This window comes from Stenotrophomonas sp. 71799_Sma (assembly GCF_056482505.1).
On record NZ_CM151202.1, the window covers coordinates 4520298 to 4537331 of the forward strand.

The 17034-nt window shown below is 66.6% G+C and carries 14 protein-coding genes and 1 pseudogene; 7 read left to right on the plus strand and 8 right to left on the minus strand.

Features of this window, described 5'->3' with window-relative positions:
• Positions 1 to 5: 5 nt before the first annotated feature.
• The 4 genes from ACZK4Z_RS20900 to ACZK4Z_RS20915 all read right to left on the minus strand — a co-directional run bounded on the left by ACZK4Z_RS20900 (position 6) and on the right by ACZK4Z_RS20915 (position 4542).
• Positions 6 to 1145, minus strand: coding sequence for a hypothetical protein (locus tag ACZK4Z_RS20900; protein ID WP_125894231.1), 1140 nt, complete (start codon positions 1143 to 1145; stop codon positions 6 to 8).
• 215 nt (positions 1146 to 1360) lie between these two features.
• Entirely contained in the window at positions 1361 to 1966 is a 606-nt protein-coding gene (locus ACZK4Z_RS20905; protein ID WP_125894233.1) for a thioredoxin family protein, read from the minus strand.
• A gap of 19 nt (positions 1967 to 1985) precedes the next feature.
• Positions 1986 to 3485, minus strand: a complete 1500-nt coding sequence (locus ACZK4Z_RS20910) for a peptide MFS transporter (RefSeq protein WP_032127146.1) — start codon at positions 3483 to 3485, stop codon at positions 1986 to 1988.
• Positions 3486 to 3666: 181 nt separating this feature from the next.
• Positions 3667 to 4542, minus strand: coding sequence for a tryptophan 2,3-dioxygenase (locus ACZK4Z_RS20915; RefSeq protein WP_125894235.1), 876 nt, complete (start codon positions 4540 to 4542; stop codon positions 3667 to 3669).
• Positions 4543 to 4877: 335 nt separating this feature from the next.
• Here ACZK4Z_RS20915 and pdhA point away from each other — a divergent pair, with 335 nt between their 5' ends.
• From pdhA to ACZK4Z_RS20940, 5 genes are all read left to right on the plus strand, one after another.
• The gene (gene pdhA / locus ACZK4Z_RS20920) at positions 4878 to 5960 is read left to right on the plus strand and encodes a pyruvate dehydrogenase (acetyl-transferring) E1 component subunit alpha (RefSeq protein ID WP_049461216.1); all 1083 of its coding nucleotides are present in this window, start codon (positions 4878 to 4880) and stop codon (positions 5958 to 5960) included.
• The gene (locus ACZK4Z_RS20925; RefSeq protein WP_019338598.1) at positions 5953 to 7020 is read left to right on the plus strand and encodes an alpha-ketoacid dehydrogenase subunit beta; all 1068 of its coding nucleotides are present in this window, start codon (positions 5953 to 5955) and stop codon (positions 7018 to 7020) included. The genes pdhA and ACZK4Z_RS20925 overlap by 8 nt, the downstream gene beginning before the upstream one ends.
• A 1-nt stretch (position 7021) precedes the next feature.
• Positions 7022 to 7375 carry an SH3 domain-containing protein gene (locus ACZK4Z_RS20930; RefSeq protein WP_005411349.1) on the plus strand — a complete coding sequence of 118 codons (354 nt, stop codon included), beginning with the start codon at positions 7022 to 7024 and terminating at the stop codon, positions 7373 to 7375.
• Positions 7372 to 8754, plus strand: coding sequence for a dihydrolipoamide acetyltransferase family protein (locus ACZK4Z_RS20935; protein ID WP_125894237.1), 1383 nt, complete (start codon positions 7372 to 7374; stop codon positions 8752 to 8754). Before ACZK4Z_RS20930 ends, ACZK4Z_RS20935 begins: the two co-directional genes overlap by 4 nt.
• A gap of 234 nt (positions 8755 to 8988) precedes the next feature.
• On the plus strand, positions 8989 to 9972 hold the full coding sequence (locus tag ACZK4Z_RS20940; RefSeq protein WP_260467341.1) for a hypothetical protein: 984 nt from the start codon (positions 8989 to 8991) through the stop codon (positions 9970 to 9972).
• Between the two features lie 36 nt (positions 9973 to 10008).
• Here ACZK4Z_RS20940 and ACZK4Z_RS20945 read toward each other — a convergent pair whose 3' ends face one another.
• From ACZK4Z_RS20945 to ACZK4Z_RS20955, 3 genes are all read right to left on the minus strand, one after another.
• Positions 10009 to 10395, minus strand: coding sequence for a VOC family protein (locus ACZK4Z_RS20945; RefSeq protein WP_125894239.1), 387 nt, complete (start codon positions 10393 to 10395; stop codon positions 10009 to 10011).
• Between the two features lie 242 nt (positions 10396 to 10637).
• Positions 10638 to 11345 (minus strand): helix-turn-helix transcriptional regulator, encoded by a 708-nt coding sequence (locus ACZK4Z_RS20950; protein WP_125894241.1) that lies wholly within the window; start codon positions 11343 to 11345, stop codon positions 10638 to 10640.
• Complete coding sequence (locus tag ACZK4Z_RS20955; protein WP_185749960.1) at positions 11345 to 11980, minus strand: Rossmann-fold NAD(P)-binding domain-containing protein; 636 nt, start codon at positions 11978 to 11980, stop codon at positions 11345 to 11347. Before ACZK4Z_RS20955 ends, ACZK4Z_RS20950 begins: the two co-directional genes overlap by 1 nt.
• A 105-nt stretch (positions 11981 to 12085) precedes the next feature.
• Here ACZK4Z_RS20955 and ACZK4Z_RS20960 point away from each other — a divergent pair, with 105 nt between their 5' ends.
• Positions 12086 to 13624, plus strand: a complete 1539-nt coding sequence (locus ACZK4Z_RS20960) for a GGDEF domain-containing protein (RefSeq protein ID WP_164161331.1) — start codon at positions 12086 to 12088, stop codon at positions 13622 to 13624.
• 604 nt (positions 13625 to 14228) lie between these two features.
• On the opposite strand, the gene ACZK4Z_RS20965 is transcribed toward ACZK4Z_RS20960, so the two are convergent.
• Positions 14229 to 15155 (minus strand): DUF808 domain-containing protein, encoded by a 927-nt coding sequence (locus tag ACZK4Z_RS20965; RefSeq protein ID WP_032127139.1) that lies wholly within the window; start codon positions 15153 to 15155, stop codon positions 14229 to 14231.
• Between the two features lie 208 nt (positions 15156 to 15363).
• Here ACZK4Z_RS20965 and ACZK4Z_RS20970 point away from each other — a divergent pair.
• A pseudogene (locus tag ACZK4Z_RS20970) lies at positions 15364 to 17010 on the plus strand (ABC1 kinase family protein); the annotation flags it as partial.
• Between the last annotated feature and the right edge of the window lie 24 nt (positions 17011 to 17034).

Here is a 17034-nt window from a genome sequence, read left to right on the forward strand (position 1 = left end):
ATGCTTCAGCTCAGATGCTTGCGCCGCGCATGGATCCACGGCACCGCCAGCGCAGCGATGGCACCGCCGGCGAAGCCCAGCGATGCGGCAACCGTGGCCGCTTCGACCGCGCCCGGCAGCGCCAGCGCAGCAGCCACCAGCAGCAGCGACGGCAGGCCGACGAAGGTGCCCAGGAAGAAGTGCCAACGCGGTGACCAGGTGTTGAGCTGCAGCAGGCTGACCGGCTGCCAGGCGTCAGACGCGGTGTCTTCGGCGATTTTCGCCACGACCTTGCCCAGGTCCACCTCCGGTAGCGCACGCCCCTGCCGTGCGGTCGCCAGCAGTTCGGCCACCGCCTCCACCGGCGGGAAACTGGACGGCCACGCAACCGGCGCCGGCACGCCATAGGCGGTCAGCAGCGGCACGCTCAGCCACGGCGCCACCAGCGGGCGCATGCGGCGGCGGCCATGCACGCACCAGATCTGCGGCTGGCCGTGCGCGGTGACGCTGTACAGCGCCAGTTCGTTGGCCGGCGGGTAGCCGAGCATGGTCACCCCCGCGGCCAGGCTGTCCTGGCCCATCGCGCGCAGGAAGCCAGGACGGCTGCGCCCTTCCTGCATCCACGCCAGACCGAGTGCACCCACCAGATAGGCCTCGGCCACGTCCTTGCTGCCGACGGTAGCGCGTTCGTCACTGGCCAGGTACCAGGCCAGCGATTTCGGTTCGGCGACATCCTCCAAGCCCCAGCGGCTGTCGTCTCCCAGCACGTGGCGCACCGGCAGGCGCGCGGGCGCGGTTTCGCCACGTTCGCCGGGTTGCAGGAACGGCAGCACGCCCTGGATGAACGTGGACAGTTCGATCGCACGCACGCCTTGGCCCTGCCATTCCGGCGGCAGCAGCCCGGCCAGCTGGCCGTCGGCGGCCAATGCATCGAGCCGTGATTTCTGCTCGACCAGTTTCTGCACCGCCCCCTTCAGCACCACGTTGTCGGGCAGCGCGATCTGCGGCAGGCGGTGACGCGGCGGTGCCAGTTCAACGGTGTCCTCGCCGGTACCGGCGTCATCCAGCAACGCCTCCTGCGGCGGCAGGGTCACGCCCTCGCCTGCCCCAGCCTCGGCCAGGTCGCTGGCAGGTTCGGGCAGTCGTTCGGCGTGGTCGCTGTGCATGGGCGTTCCGGAAGGTTGCATCGACGGGATGTCGACTGAGGTCCTTGCCGGTAACGGCGTACGTGCGATGAAGTTGAGACGCCGTTTCAGAGAGTGTGACGGCGCGCGCAATCGACCCACGTCACGCGTGGATGTGCCTCAGTGCCGACCAACGGTCGGCACCCAACGGGGGTGGCGGTCAGCGGTCGGCATCCACCGAAGCGGCCGGCACTACCCTATTCCGGTTTGTCAGGTGCCCACTGCTTGAGGAACGCGGTCACGCGCGCGGGCTGGAAGGCTTCGCCCTTGCGCAGCTCGCCGGTCGCCTGCGACACCAGCAGTCCGCCATCGGCATCGAGTACCAGCAGGTACGGGTAGTCGCGTTCCATCATCGGGAACTGGGCGAAGAAAGCGGTGTTGGGCTGTTCGTCGCTGGCGTTGACCTTCACCCACACGTAGTGGGCATCGCGGAAGCGGCGCAGGTCGCCGTTGCCTTCCACCACCTCGTCCAGCGCCCGGCAGCGCTCGCAGGCGGCGTTGCCGACCTCGAGCAGGATGCGCTTCTTGCCGCGCTGGGCTTCCACCTTGGCGGTGGCCAGGTCGTCGGCGGGGTTGCGGGCCGGGTCGAACTGCGCGCCGAGCCCTGCGATGGCGGCGATGTCCGCCGCCACCGGGGTGTTGCCCGAGGCCACCGGTTCGCTGGGGTCAGCGACCGGTGGCTCGGTGGGTCGGGTATCCAGAGGCTGCGTAGGCTCGGCGGCGGCAGGCGGTTGCGGTTGGGAACAGGCGCCGATCAGCGCCACACAGACCACCACCACTGCACCACCGAGCTTGCTGCGCATGCCTACTACCCTCTCATCATCATTTGACGCCGTGCATCAGCTTGTTGATCAGCGGGGCGACCAGGAACAGCACCACGCCGGAGCCGATCAGGGCCCAGAACCCGAAGGTATACCCCTTCAGGGCCGACTCGACCGTCATGCCGCCTTCACCACTGACCACGCCAGCGAAGATGCCCGACAGGTTGTTGCCGATGCCGGTGGACAGGAACCAGCCACCCATGCCGAAGCCGACCAGGCGCACCGGGGCCAGCTTGGTCACCATCGACAGGCCGATCGGCGACAGGCACAGCTCACCCACCGACTGGATGACGTAGACCATGAACAGGGTCCAGAACGGGATCTTGCCGTCCACGACCATCTGCGACAGCGCGTACATCAGCAGGGCGAAGGCGGCGCCGTTGAACAGCAGGCCGAGGCCGAACTTGCGCGGAATGGACGGGTTGGCGCGGCCCAGGGCCACCCAGATCCAGGCGATGATCGGCGCCAGGGTGATGATGGCCACCGAGTTGACCGACTGGAACCACGCGGTCGGGAAGGTCCAGTCACCCATCTGGCGGTTGACGATGTTCTCGGCCAGGAAGGTGAACGAGCTGCCGGCCTGCTCGAAGAACATCCAGAACATCACGTTGAAGGCGAAGATGATCAGCATCGCGATCACGCGGTCGCGCTGCACCTTGCCTTCGCGGATGCCCTCGACCAGCAGCAGGATGGCCAGCGCGGTGAACATCGCGCCCAGGATCCAGGCCAGTGCGGTGGCGCCGGTGGCCAGCAGGAAGTAGGCGACCGGGATGGCGACCACGGCACCGGCCAGCACCATGATGATGCGGCCGAAGCCTTCAGCGCCGGCCGGCGGTGCACCGATGCCCTTCAGGCCGGCACGACCGATGTAGAACCACACCAGCGAAATCAGCATGCCCACGCCCGAGGCGATGAACACGACCTTGTAGGACGGCATCGCGTCGGTACCGAAGACCTTGCGGGCCAGGTACTCGGTCAGCACCGGGGCGATCATCGCGCCGATGTTGATGCCCATGTAGAAGATGGTGAAGCCCGAATCACGGCGCTCGTCCTTCAGGCCATACAGCTTGCCGACCATGGTCGAGATGTTGGGCTTGAACAGGCCGTTGCCGACGATGATCGTGGCCAGGCCGAGCTTGAAGATGTGCTCCTGCGGCAGCGAGATCATGAACAGGCCGGCGGCCATGATGATCGCGCCGGTCAGGATCGATCGCTGGTAACCCAGTACCCGGTCGGCCACGTAGCCACCGAAGATCGCTGCGGCATACACCAGGGCCAGGTAGGCGCCGTAGATGCGGCTGGCGTCGCCTTCACCGGCAGCGCTGCCGTTGTAGAACTGGGCGACGATGTACAGCACCAAGGCCCAGCGGATGCCATAGAACGCAAAGCGCTCCCAGAACTCGGTCATGAACAGCATCCACAACGGGCGCGGGTGGCCCAGCGTGGTCTTGAAGTCCGGCAGCGCCGGCTCTGGGGTGTTCGCAGTGGCGTTTACGCTCATGCGGATTTCCTGGTTCGGTGGATGACGAGCACGTCCGATGTGCAGTTGGAGCAACGCGCGAGGATCACCGACTTCTGGCGTTCACGTCAAATACACGCCGTTTGAGGCAGGTGCCAGCCTGCTCCCTGAACTTGCATCTGAAACGATCCAGCCGCCGGCCGGGATCCAAGCTGAATACGGATCAGCCCTCTTCTGCCGGGGGCCCGGCCTGCAGGCTGGTCCGCACCTGGAACAGTTCGGGGAAGAAGGTCAGTTCCAGCGCCTTGGCCAGGAAGCCCACGCCGGACGAGCCGCCCGTGCCGCGCTTGAAGCCGATCACCCGCATCACGGTGCGCATGTGTCGGAATCGCCACAGCTGGAAGGCGGTCTCCAGGTCCACCAGGTCCTCGCACAGCGAATACTCGCGCCAGTAGCGATCGGTGTCCTGGTAGATGCGTTCGAAGACCGGCTGCAGTGCGTCATCGGCCACATGCGGCTGGGTCCAGTCGTGGGCCTCGTACACCGCCGGGACGGCGTGGCCGAAACGGGTCAGGTACTTCAGGAATTCCTCGTACAGGCTCGGCGCTTCCAGTGCCGTGCGCAGCTGCGCCTGGCCGGCCGGGTCGTGCTCGAACACCTGCAGCATCTGCGCGTTCTTGTTGCCCAGCAGGAACTCGATGTAGCGGTACTGCAGCGACTGGAAGCCCGACGACGGGCCCAGCACGTCGCGGAAGCCCATGTACTCGGACGGGGTCAGCGTTTCCAGCACCGACCACTGCTCGGTCAGCTGGCGCAGCACCTGCTTGCTGCGCGCCAGCACCTTGCGGCACTGCCAGACTTCATCGCGCTGCAGGAAGCCGATTGCGGCACGCAGCTCATGGCCCAGCAGCTTCAGCCACAGCTCCGAGGTCTGATGCTGGATGATGAAGAGCATCTCGTCGTGGTGCGGCGGGCTGGACAGCGGCTGCTGCGCGCTGAGCAGCTGGTCCAGCCGCAGGTAGCCGCCATAGGTCAGGCGTCCCTGCAGGTCGGTGTGGATGCCGGCTTCGAGATCGCGTTGGTTGTTGTCGACGGACATGGGCGGGACCAGATCGGGGGCGGCAAGGGTAGCGCGTTGCCGCCGCGCTGGCAGCCGCCGGGTCCATACTCGGGCGTGCGGTTGGCCGTGGAGCATCGGCCGATACCAGGCCTGCGCGTGGAACCGCCCAGGCCGTTGTACTGGCGGTCAGCCAGAGGCGTATTCTGATGCTTTGCAGCAACGACTGAATACGTTGTTGTTATTGGCCCCCCACCCGCCGGCAGGGGTAAAACGGGGAATCGCCGTGTTGCGGCGCAGGAAGGCTATTCCGTACGCGTTCCTTAACATGGCGATTCATATCATTTGTAACTTCTCTGTCGAAGGTGCAGTACGCAATGACGGTTGCCGCTGAATTCAAGATCGAATACCTGCAGTACCTGGATACGGACGGCAAGCTCGTCCGCGATGACCTGCCCGCGTCGCTGCGCGACCCCAAGGTCCTGGTACCGCTGTTCAAGCAGATGCTGTTCGTACGTACGTTCGACAGCAAATCCATCGCGCTGCAGCGCACCGGCAAGCTCGGCACCTACGCCGCCTGCCTGGGCCATGAAGCCGCGCACGTGGGCATCGGCGCTGCGATGCAGAAGGACGACGTGTTCGCACCTTCGTACCGCGAGTATGGCGCGATGTTCATGCGTGGCGTGCGCCCGCACGACGTGCTGATGTACTGGGGCGGCGACGAACGCGGCAACGATTACGGCGGCAACGCGGCCAAGGACTTCCCGTTCTGCGTGCCGATTTCCACCCAGTGCCTGCACGCCGCAGGCGCTGCGCTGAAGTTCAAGCTCAACAAGGAACCGCAGATCGCGGTGGCCGTGTGTGGCGACGGCGGCAGCTCCAAGACCGACTTCTACGCGGCACTGAATTCGGCCGGCGCCTATAAGCTGCCGCTGATCCTGTGCATCGTCAACAACGGCTGGGCCATCTCGGTTCCGCGTTCGGCCCAGACCGGTGCCGAAACGCTGGCGCAGAAGGGCCTGGCCGGCGGCCTGCACTGCCTGCAGGTGGACGGCAACGACCTGATCGCAGTGCTGGCGGCGATGGAGCAGGCGCGCGAACGTGCGCTGGCCGGCAACGGTGGCACCGTGCTGGAACTGATGACCTACCGCCTGTCCGACCACACCACCGCCGATGACGCGCGCCGCTACCGCGACGACGCCGAAGTGAAGGATGCCTGGCAGCGCGAGCCGATGCTGCGCCTGCGCAAGTACCTGATCAACGCCGGTGTGTGGAGCGAAGAAGAGGAAACCGCGTGGGTCGCCGAGTGCGGCACCCGCGTGGACGAGGAAGTGAACCTGTACCTCAACACGCCGGTGCAGCCGGTCGAGGCGATGTTCGACTTCCTGTATGCCGATCCGCCGCCGGACCTGCTGGCCCAGCGTGCCCAGGCGATCGCCCTGGAGAAGCGCCATGGATGAGATCAAGAACGGCGCGCCCGGCGCGCACACCAACGCCGCCGACAGCGCCGCCGTCGCGCGCGGAGAAGAGAGCATGACCACCACCCCCATCACCCTGATCGAAGCCATCACCCAGGCACTGGCCTGGGAGCTGGAGCACGACCCGTCGGTGCTGGTGCTGGGCGAGGACGTGGGCGTCAACGGCGGCGTGTTCCGCGCCACCGCCGGCCTGCAGCAGCGCTTCGGCTCCGAACGCATCCTCGACACCCCGCTGGATGAAACCACCATCGCCGGCCTGACCATCGGTCTGGCGGCGCAGGGCATGAAGCCGGTGGCCGAGGCCCAGTTCGACGGTTTCATGTACCCGATGGTCGACCATATCGTCTGCCACGCCGCCCGCCTGCGTTACCGCACCCGTGGCCGCCTGCACTGCCCGATGGTGCTGCGCGTGCCGTGGGGCGGTGGCATCCGCGCGCCGGAACACCACAGCGAAGCCAACGAGGCGATCTTCACCAACGTGCCGGGCCTGCGCGTGGTGCTGCCGTCGTCGCCGCAGCGCGCCTACGGCCTGCTGCTGGCCGCGATCCGCGAGCCGGATCCGGTGATCTACATGGAGCCCAAGCGCATCTACCGCCAGTACAAGGAAGTAGTCGTCAACGACGGCGAAGCCTTGCCGCTGGACGTCTGCTTTGTGCTGCGCGATGGCACCGACGTGACCCTGGTGACCTGGGGCGCGCAGGTGAAGGAAGCGCTGGAAGCGGCCGACAAGCTGGCCGGCGAAGGCATCAGTGCCGAAGTCATCGACGTGGCCACGCTGCGTCCGCTGGACTTCGCCACCATCGCCGAATCGGTGGCCAAGACCGGCCGCTGCGTGATCGTGCAGGAGGCCCCGAAGACCGCGGGCTTCGGCGCCGAGATCGCCGCGCGCCTGGCCGAGGAATCGATCTACGACCTGCTGGCCCCGGTCGAGCGCGTCACTGGCTACGACACCCACATTCCGCTGTTCCGCCTGGAAATGAAGTACCTGCCGAGCGTTGAGCGGATCGTGGCTGCGGCCAAGCGCGCGGTGGCGGCCGGCTGACATGCGGGCCCGCCTTCTGGGGGCTTACCGCAGCCAGTATCCCAACCCGCTCCGGTTCCACACCGGCCAGATCGTCGAAGTAGGTGTCCGTGACGAGGAATGGCCGGCGTTTGCCTGGGTACGCACCAACGATGGGCGCGCTGGATGGGCGCCCATCGCCTGGTTGCAGCTGCTGGACGAGGGTCGCGCCGAAGCGCTGTGCGACTACGACGCCCGCGAGCTGGATGTGGAAAGCGGCGAGATGGTGAAGCTTCATCACGAACACGGCGGGTGGTGGTGGTCCGAGCGCGCCAATGGCGCGACGGGTTGGCTGCCGGCCCGCGAACTGGAACTGCTGGAAGAGAACTGCAAATGAGCCAGACCAAGAACTTCAACCTGCCCGACCTGGGCGAAGGCCTGCCGGACGCGACCATCGTCGAGTGGTTCGTCAAGGAAGGCGATGTGATCAAGCTGGACGAGCCGCTGGTCTCGATGGAGACCGCCAAGGCCGTCGTCGAGGTGCCGTCGCCGTTCTCCGGCAAGGTGCTGAAGCTGTCCGGCGCTGCCGGCGACATCATCCCGACCGGCTCGGTGCTGGCCAGCTTCGAACTGGACCCCAACCTGCCGCAGCGCGCGGATGGCCAGGACACCGGCCACAGCCACGGCCATGCGGCACCGGCCGCGGCACCGACCCCGCCGCCGCTGCCGGCTGCGCCGGTCGCTGCGGAGGAAGCCAAGCCGGCCGCCGCCGAGCGTGACGACGCCGGTACCGTGGTCGGCGCCATGCAGAGCTCCAACGCCGTGCATGCCGAACAGGCGCTGGCCGTCGGTGGCGTCAAGGCCGTGCCGGCCGTGCGTGCGATGGCGCGCAAGCTGGGCGTGGATCTGAGCCGCGTGGCCGCTACCGGCACCGATGGCGCGGTGACCATGGCCGACGTCAAGCAGGCCGCCGCCAACGGCACCGCCAAGCTCGGCGCTGCTCCGGCACCGGCTGCCGCTGCTGCCTATGCCGCGCCGGCCCCGGCGCAGGTGTCTGCCCCGGTGCAGAGCGAAGCGCGCACCCCGCTGTCCGCCGCCGGCAAGCCGATGCGTACCCAGCCGCCGGGCGTGGTCGCCAAGGGCCAGCCGGAACCGCTGAAGGGCGTGCGCCGCAACATGGCGCGCGTGATGGCCGATGCGCACAGCAAGGTCGTGCCGACCACGCTGAACGACGATGCCGACATCCACGCCTGGCTGCCGGGCAACGACGTCACCGCGCGCCTGGTGCGTTCGATCGTGGTCGCCGCACAGAAGGTGCCGGCGATGAACGCCTGGTTCGACGGTGAAGCGCTGACCCGTACCCTGCACGCGCAGGTGGACATCGGCATCGCCGTGGACACCGACGACGGCCTGTTCGTGCCGGCGTTGCGCAATGCCGACATGCTCGATGCACGTGGCATCCGCGAAGGCGTCAACCGCCTGCGCGAGCAAGTGGAATCGCGTTCCATCGCCGCCTCGGAACTGAGCGGCTACACCATCTCGCTGTCCAACTTCGGCATGTTCGCCGGCCGCTACGCGACCCCGGTCGTGGTGCCGCCGTGCGTGGCCATCGTCGGTGCCGGCCGTGCCCGCCACCAGATGACCCCGGTGATGGGCGGCGTGGAAGCGCACAAGGTGATCCCGCTGTCGGTCACCTTCGACCACCGCGCGGCCACCGGCGGCGAAGCAGCACGCTTCCTGCGCGCGATGATGGACGACCTGGCACTGGCCAGCTGATCGGCCACCTGACCGGTAGGTGCCAACCTTGGTTGGCACATGAATTAGAGAAACGCCGGGCATTGCCCGGCGTTTTTTTGTGCCTGCTCCGTCGCGCTCCATCCACGCATGGCGTGGATCTACAGGGCTCTCCGTCGATCGGTCGAGAGCGCAAGAGAGCACTTTGAGAATAGTTGCATGGATTCCCCAGAGCAGCTCGATAGCATTGAGCTTCTCTTGAGACGTCGAGTTCCCATGCTGGAGAAAGCACCCACAATCGAAGAAATCCTGAAGGCGGGCGATGATATTTTCCGTGCCTCCCCGTTCTTATTACTGCTGACGAGGGATGAGGATCCCACGGACAGGAATTGGGTTCTCGACATCATCTTCCTGCGCTGGCTCGCTCGAAATCGCGCGCTCCTTGACGCATCGGTAGGGTCTACGGTGGCAGCCGCCCCCTCACTGGCGGATGCCTTGGCATGCATCAAAGCTGCTTTCCAGGACGAGATTCCCGGATCTGCGTTCGACCCGGAATTGCTGGAATTTACCATTCGCTACTTCTGCAAGCGCGCCCCCTATTCCTCGGATTTCTTCTCCCTTTTTCCGCAAAGCGACATGCCTTCGCCGGAAACCATGTGGGACAAGCAGGAGCAGGTGTACGCGATTATCGATTCTCGTCTGCAGTCATGGCGCAATGGCGAGCCCATCGTCCGGGCGCTCATCGCCAAGAACGATCAACAACGAGACGCCGAACCGGCTGCGCCGCTGGACGCTGATGCTTGGATCTCAACGCTGGCAACGCTATCGGATGCTGCGATCACCCACGAAGGCTGCTGCGCATACGCCAACCACTTCTATCGGCCTCTGACGAAACCACCGTCAGTAGAGGTCGTCCTGGCAGTCATGAGGGAATTTCTTCGCGACCCACCACATGATGCGTCGATCATGACTGCAACGGACAACTTCCTGTCGGATATTCCGTTCTCCCGCTACATCAAAGCCTACTCCATCCTCGCACCTGAACTGCTGGACCGTTCTTCAGATGCCGCGCTCAATCTGTTTGATTATCCAGGTTGTGAACTGACACCCCGTCAGATACGGCAGTTCATCAAGGAACTCAGGCGGTGCAACCCCGGCCGCGATGTGGTCGCAGAGCTGGCCCAGCTGGCCATTGAGTGGGATTCGGAAGACGACGAGACATTTTCAATCGTCATCGAAGCAGCACAGAAGCAAGGGTAGGTCGAGGAGCCCGCCAGTACCGGCTCCCTCCCTGAATCAATCGCGCGCGACCATGCCCTCGGCGCGGCTATAGACACGCAGGCGATGGCCATCCGGATCGGCACCGACGAAGGTGTGGCCGAATTCCAGGGTCACCGGTGCCTGCAGAATCCGCACGCCGAGCCCGCGCCACGCATCGTGCATCTGCTGCACGGCCTCCGGGTTGGCGACCACCATCGCCAGTTCGGCGGCACCGGCCTGTGCGGACACCGGCGGTTGCACGTCGTCGCGCTGCCACAAGCCCAGTGCGGCGCCATCGCCGAGCAGGAACAGGGCGAAGCCGGGCGACTGCTCGACCGGCGGCTTGCCGAGGATGCCGCTGTAGAAGGTGGCGCTGGCGGCGACGTCGCGCACGTACTGCAGCAGGGTGCTGGGCGTGAACATGGGGAAGCTCCGTTGTTGGGAGCGCTCATGGTGGTACGGCCCTGCTGACAGATTCTGTCAGTAGCGTCGAGCGTGCCCGACTGCTGTTGCCCCTGCCCTGATAGAGGTCGAGCTTGCTCGACTGATGTTCGCGAAGATCAAAGGCGGTCGAGCAAGCTCGACCCCTACCAGAAGCAAAGAGCGAAGGCCCCCTCCCCCAGAAGCAGGAAGCGAAGCGCAGAAGCAGTCGAGCACGCTCGACGCTACGAACGGTCCAGCCAGTCCGGGGCGATGCCCTGCGCCTTCTGCCAGCGTCGCAGCAGGGTGGCGCGTGGCACGAGGTAGTGATCCTCCAGCACACGCGCCTGGCGGATGCGGTCCAGACGGAAATGGCGGAAATCCTCGCGGCGCTCGCACCACGCCGCCAGCATCGGCACCTCATCGAAGTAGCCCAGCGCGAACGGCCAGACGATCCGCTCGCTGCGCTGGCCGTGCGCGTCCTCGTAGCCGAACTTCAGGCGCTGCTGTGAACCGACAGCCTCTCGCACGGCCTGCAGACGAGCTGGGGGAACCTTGGCCGCCGCACGCGAAGGGCCCACCCGCAGGCCACTGTCACGCAAGGCCTCGCGCCGCGCTGCGGGCAACACATGCGCGATACGCGCCAGGGCATCGCGTGCGGCCTCGGCCAGCGCCGGCTCGGTGCGCGCGGCGACCCAGCGCAGGCCGAGCACCAGCGCATCGATCTCGGCCGGTGGCAGGGTCATCGGTGGCAGGGTGTCGCTCGGCGCCAGCTGGTAGCCAACGCCGGCCTCACCACGCAGGTCGGCACCCTGTTCGCGTAACGTTTCGATATCGCGGTACAGCGTGCGTAGGCTGATACCCAGCGCTTCGGCCAGCACCTGCCCGGCCACCGGCCGTCGATGGCGGCGCAGCAGCTGCAGCAACTGGGTCAGGCGCAGCGCACGCGACATCAGCCGACCAGTGCGCGCGATGCCACCACGTGCTCACCCGGCTGCGGGGCCAGCGCGGCCTCGACCAGTGCCTTGGCGATCTCGCTGGCCGGGTTGATCCGCCACGCCCGTGGCAACATCGGCCCCAAAGCACCCAGCACCATCAGCGCCAGGCGCTCGCCACGTCGCACCTCGGTGCGCTCGCCCCCGATCAGCCCGGGGCGGACCAGGGTCAACGAGTTGAAGCCCAGCGCGCGCAGGTCACGCTCCAGCTCACCCTTCACCCGGCTGTAGAAGATCGACGATTGCGGGTTGGCACCGGCTGCGGAATTCAGCACATAGGTCTGCGCACCCTGCGCCTGCGCCAGCCGGGCGAACGCCAGCGGGTAGTCGTGGTCGATGCGATGGAAGGCCTCACGGCTGCCGGCCTGGGCGATGGTGCTGCCGAGCGCACAGATGACCGCGTCCACGCGTGCCCACTCGGGCGCGCCAGGCAACGCATCGAAGGCCAGCACTGGATTCTCCAGCTTGGCATGGGCCACAGCCAACGGGCGGCGGGTCGGCGCGATCACGGCGCTGCAGCGCGGGTCGTCCAGCAGCCTGGACAGGGTCAGCCCGCCGACCAGGCCGGTCGCCCCCAGCAACATCACGCGCATCACCACCTCCACTGCGGCATCCTGTCGCCCATCCTAGCCGTTCAAGCCGTCGGCGGCCGCGCCGATATGCTGGAACCAGTCCCTGCCAGCCCCAGGATTTGCTCGATGACGGACCAGCCCGACCACCGCCCTGCCCCCGGTACCGCCCTTGGGCCGCCGGCACGCGTGCGCGCGGTGGTGGACGATGGCCTGGGTGACCGGGTGGTGCTGCAGGGCGGTGGTGGTGTGGCACTGCAGCAGCTGTTTGCTGGTGCCGACGCGCCGGAGCCGCTGCTGGCCGCGTTCGCCAACGGCATGGCCACCCTGCCCGGTGAACTGGGTGACATGGGCGACCGCCTGCAGTCGGCGCAGGCCAGTGCCGATTGGCCGCGCTACGGGCGCGCGATGCGGCAGCTGATCGACAAGTACATCCGCACCATCGAGCAGCATTCCCCGGATGGGCAGCCGGAAAGCCTGCGCCTGTCGGAGCAGCTGCGGTTGCTGCTGGGCGGCGCCGTGGTGGCCCTGCTGCAGCACGACCCGGATCTGCGCGAGCAGGCACAGGCATTGGCCACGCGCCTGCGCCAGTGGCAGCCGGGTACCGCATTGGAGCCGATCGAACAGGGTGTGCGCGAACTCGGCCACCAGGTCGGCGTGCGTGCCGAGAGCTGGCAGGAGCAGCAGGCGCTGCTGCTGGAACTGTTCGCGCTGCTGCTGGAGAACGTGAGCGAGCTGCTGGATGACCGCAGCTGGCTGCAGGGCCAGATCGCGGCGGTGCGCCAGTTGCTGGATGGTCCGCTGGAAGCTGAAGCGGTCGAGCGCACCCGCGCCGAACTGCGCGAAGTGATCTACAAGCAGGGGCTGCTGCGCCAAGGCATCGACGATTCGAAGGCGGCGATGCGCGGGCTGATGGGCGAATTCATCGAGCGCATGGATGGCATGGCCACCAGCACCGGCGAATACCACGACCGCATTGGCAGCTATGCACTGCAGCTGCGCGAGGCGCGCAGCATCGCCGACCTCAACCAGCTGCTGCAGGACGTGATGCGCGACACCGGCAAGGTGCAGCAGCAGGCCGCGCAGGCGCGCGATCACCTGGCCAACGCGCGGCAGGAAGTGGAGCGTGCAGAGCAGCGCATCGCCGAGCTGGAGCAGGAACTACGTGCCGCCGGTGACCTGGCGCGCATCGATCCACTGACCCAGGCGCTGAACCGCCGCGGCCTGGACGAACTGCTGCAACGTGAACTGGCCCGCGCCGCGCGCAACAACTCGCCGCTGGGCGTGGCGGTGATCGACCTGGATGATTTCCACCAGACCAACGATGCACATGGCCATGCCGGTGGCGATGCACTGCTGCAGCACCTGGTAGCCGTCTGCAAGCTGCTGCTGCGCGCCACCGATGGCATCGCGCGGCTGGGTGGCGACGAGTTCGTGCTGGTGCTGCCAGAGACCCAGGGCGCCGACAGCATGGCCACCGTGCAGCGCCTGCAGCGTTCACTGGCACACCGCGTGCTGACCGTGCAGGACCAGCGCGTGCCGGTGCATTTCAGCGCCGGGCTGGCGCAATGGCAGCCGGGCGATGACACCGAAGCGCTGCTGCGGCGCGCGGATGACGCGCTGTATGCGGCCAAGCGGCAGGGCAAGAACCGGGTGCAGGCGGGTTGATCGCCCGGCCCACCGCGAACCGCTTCGGTAGGTGGCAACCTTGGTTGGCACACGCCGGAACAAAGCGCCGACCAAGGTCGGCCTCTACCAACGCAAGGGACAGCGCTTTGGTAGGTGCCAACCTTGGTTGGCACACGCGGAAGCAAAGCGCCGACCAAGGTCGGCCTCTACCAACACCAAGGACAGCGCTTTGGTAGGTGGCAACCTTGGTTGGCACACGCCGGGGCAAAGCGCCGACCAAGGTCGGCCTCTACCAACGCAAGGGACAGCGCTTCGGTAGGTGCCAACCTTGGTTGGCACACGCCGGAACAAAGCGCCGACCAAGGTCGGCCTCTACCAACGCCAAGGACAGCGCTTCGGTAGGTGCCAACCTTGGTTGGCTCACGCCGGAACAAAGCGCCGACCAAGGTCGGCCTCTACCAACGCCAAGGACAGCGCTTCGGTAGGTGCCAACCTTGGTTGGCACGCGCGTAAACAAAGCGCCGACCAAGGTCGGCCTCTACCAATGCAAAGGACAGCGCTTCGGTAGGTGCCAACCTTGGTTGGCACACGCGGAAACAAAGCGCCGACCAAGGTCGGCCTCTACCGGGCAATGGGCCGCCGTTTACTTCCCGCGCAGCTTCTGGAACCCGGTCACCGCCGCCAGCACGATGGCACCGGCGATGATGCCCACCACCATGTTGGCCGCAGCGCTGATCAGCCAGCCCCACTGCCCTTCGCCACCCAGTGCCTGCACCGCGTGGTGCAGTGCCGGCACGTTGTGCACCAGGATGCCGCCACCCACCAGGAACATGGCGATGGTGCCGGCCACCGACAGGAACTTCATCAGCCACGGCGCCGAGGCCACCAGGCCACGACCGAAGGCAGCAATGGCACCGCCCTTGCGCGACAGGTACAGGCCGACGTCATCAAGCTTCACGATGCCCGCGACCAGCCCATAGACGAAGACCGTCATCGCCAGTGCAACCACGGCCAGGGTGACCACCTGGTTGGTGAACGGCGCGGTGGCGACCACGCCCAGGGTCAACACGATGATCTCGGCCGAGAGGATGAAGTCGGTGCGGATCGCGCCCTTCACCTTGTCCTTCTCCCACGCGACCATGTCCACCTGGGTATCGGCCAGCGCCTTGCGCCGCTCGGCCTGATGCTCGGCATCGTCGTCAGCCGAATGCAGGAAGCGGTGCGCCAGCTTCTCCACGCCCTCGAAGCACAAGAAGGCACCACCGATCATCATCAATGGCACGATCAGCGGCACGTTCCAGCCACGGCTGTGCAGCCACGCCTCCAGTGCACTGATCGCCAGCGCCGCCGGTACCAGGATCACCTTGTTGACCAGCGAGCCCTTGGCCACCGCCCACACCACCGGCAGTTCGCGGTTGGCGTTGACTCCGGTGACCTGCTGCGCGTTCAGCGCCAGGTCGTCGCCGAGCACACCGGCGGTCTTCTTCGCCGCAACCTTGGTCAGGACCGAGACGTCGTCCAGCAGGGAGGCGATATCGTCGAGCAGGGCGAACAGGCTGGCACCGGCCATGGGGCGTCCAAGTGAGGGAATGAGCGGATTCTGACCGATACCGGGGCAGCTGCGGAAGCGGTCGGATTCACCGCGTGCCTACCGCCCCCCGGCGACACTGCGTAATCCGGACATTGCCGGCCAGCGGCCGGCACTACCTGTATCCGTCGCATGGGAGTGTCGCTTGAGCAATCCGCCCACCGCCAATGGCAATCCCCCGCTGGTCAAAGGCATGAACCGGCGCAGCCAGATCCTGCGCCTGCTGATGCGCTACCGCCATTCGGGCGTGTTCTCGGGCATGAACCTGGATGCCGCCAGCAATCAGGCCGACGTCCCCGCCGATGGCAACCCGGAACAGTTCGTCAGCGACCTGGAAGCGCTGGGACCGACCTTCGTCAAACTAGGCCAGATGCTGTCCACCCGCCCAGACATGGTGCCGGTGGAGTTCGCCACGGCGCTGGAGCGCATGCAGGAAAAGGTGGCCGAGATTCCGGTCGAGCGCATCCATGCCATCGTTGAACAGGAGCTGGGCGCGCCGGTGAACAAGCTGTTCGCCGCGTTCGATCCCGAGCCATTGGGCTGTGCCTCGATCGCGCAGGTGCATCGCGCGGTGCTGCACGATGGCCGCCAGGTGGCGGTGAAGGTGCAGAAACCCGAGGTCGCCGCGCAGCTGCGCTCGGACCTGGAGGCACTGCGCAGCTTCGCGCTGGCCGCCGACCACCTGACCCAGGTGGGCCGTCGCGTGCGCCTGCGCGACTGGCTCAACGAGTTCGCCAAGACCCTGATGCAGGAGCTGGACTACCACGCCGAGGCCGAGAACCTGGCCCGTTTCGGCCGGCACCTGAAGCCGTTCCGCCGCCTGTGGATTCCGCAGCCGCTGTGGGACTACAGCAGCCAGCGCGTGCTGACCATGGAACTGGCCACCGGCGTGCGCGTGGATGCGATTCCCGATGTGCGCCGCACCGAGCAATCGATGGATCCTCTGGCGGCGGCGCTGATCCGCGGCTACCTGGACCAGATCTTCGTGCATGGCGAGATCCATGCCGACCCGCACCCGGGCAACCTGCGGGTGATGCCAGATGGACGGCTGGCGATCTTCGACCTGGGCATGGTCGCGCACATGCCGCCGCGTCTGCGCGAGCGCCTGCTGAAGATCCTGTTCGCCGCGGTCGATGGTCGTGGCGAAGAAGTGGCCGACGACCTGATCAGCATCAGCACGCGGCTGGAGGCCTTCGACGAAGAGCGTTACCTGCGCGAGACCGGACAGCTGATCGCGCGCTACGCCGCCAGCGGTAGCTTCTCCGAAGGCCGCGTGGTGCTGGACATGGTGCGCATCGCCACCGCCTGCGGCCTGCGCACGCCACCGGAACTGAGCCTGCTGGGCAAGGCGCTGCTCAATCTGGAAACCGTGTGCCGGCTGCTGGCACCCGAGCTGGAAACCCGCCGCATCGTTGAGCGCCAGCTGCAGCACGTAATGCGTGCGCGTCTGAAGAAATCGCTGTCTGCCGCCAACCTCGCCAGCGAGGCGATGGAGCTGCAGCAGCTGCTGCGCGATGGGCCGCGCAAGCTGTCGGACATCATGGCGCTGCTGGCCGAGAACCGCCTGCAGATGAAGGTGACCGGCCTGGAAGAATCGCGGTTGATGGAGAACCTGCAGAAGATCGCCAACCGCGTGGCTGCCGGCATCATCAGCGCCGCATTGATCATGGCTGCGGCGATGATGATGAAGATCGACACCGGCTGGCACCTGTTCGGCTACCCGCTCATTGCGCTGATTCTGCTGTTCATCGGCGTGGTACTCGGCCTTGGCATCGTGACCAGTGCATTGCTGTTCGACCGTCGTGCGCGGGCACGCGAAGAACGTGGTCATCGCTAGTGCATCAGCGAAAACCGCCGTATT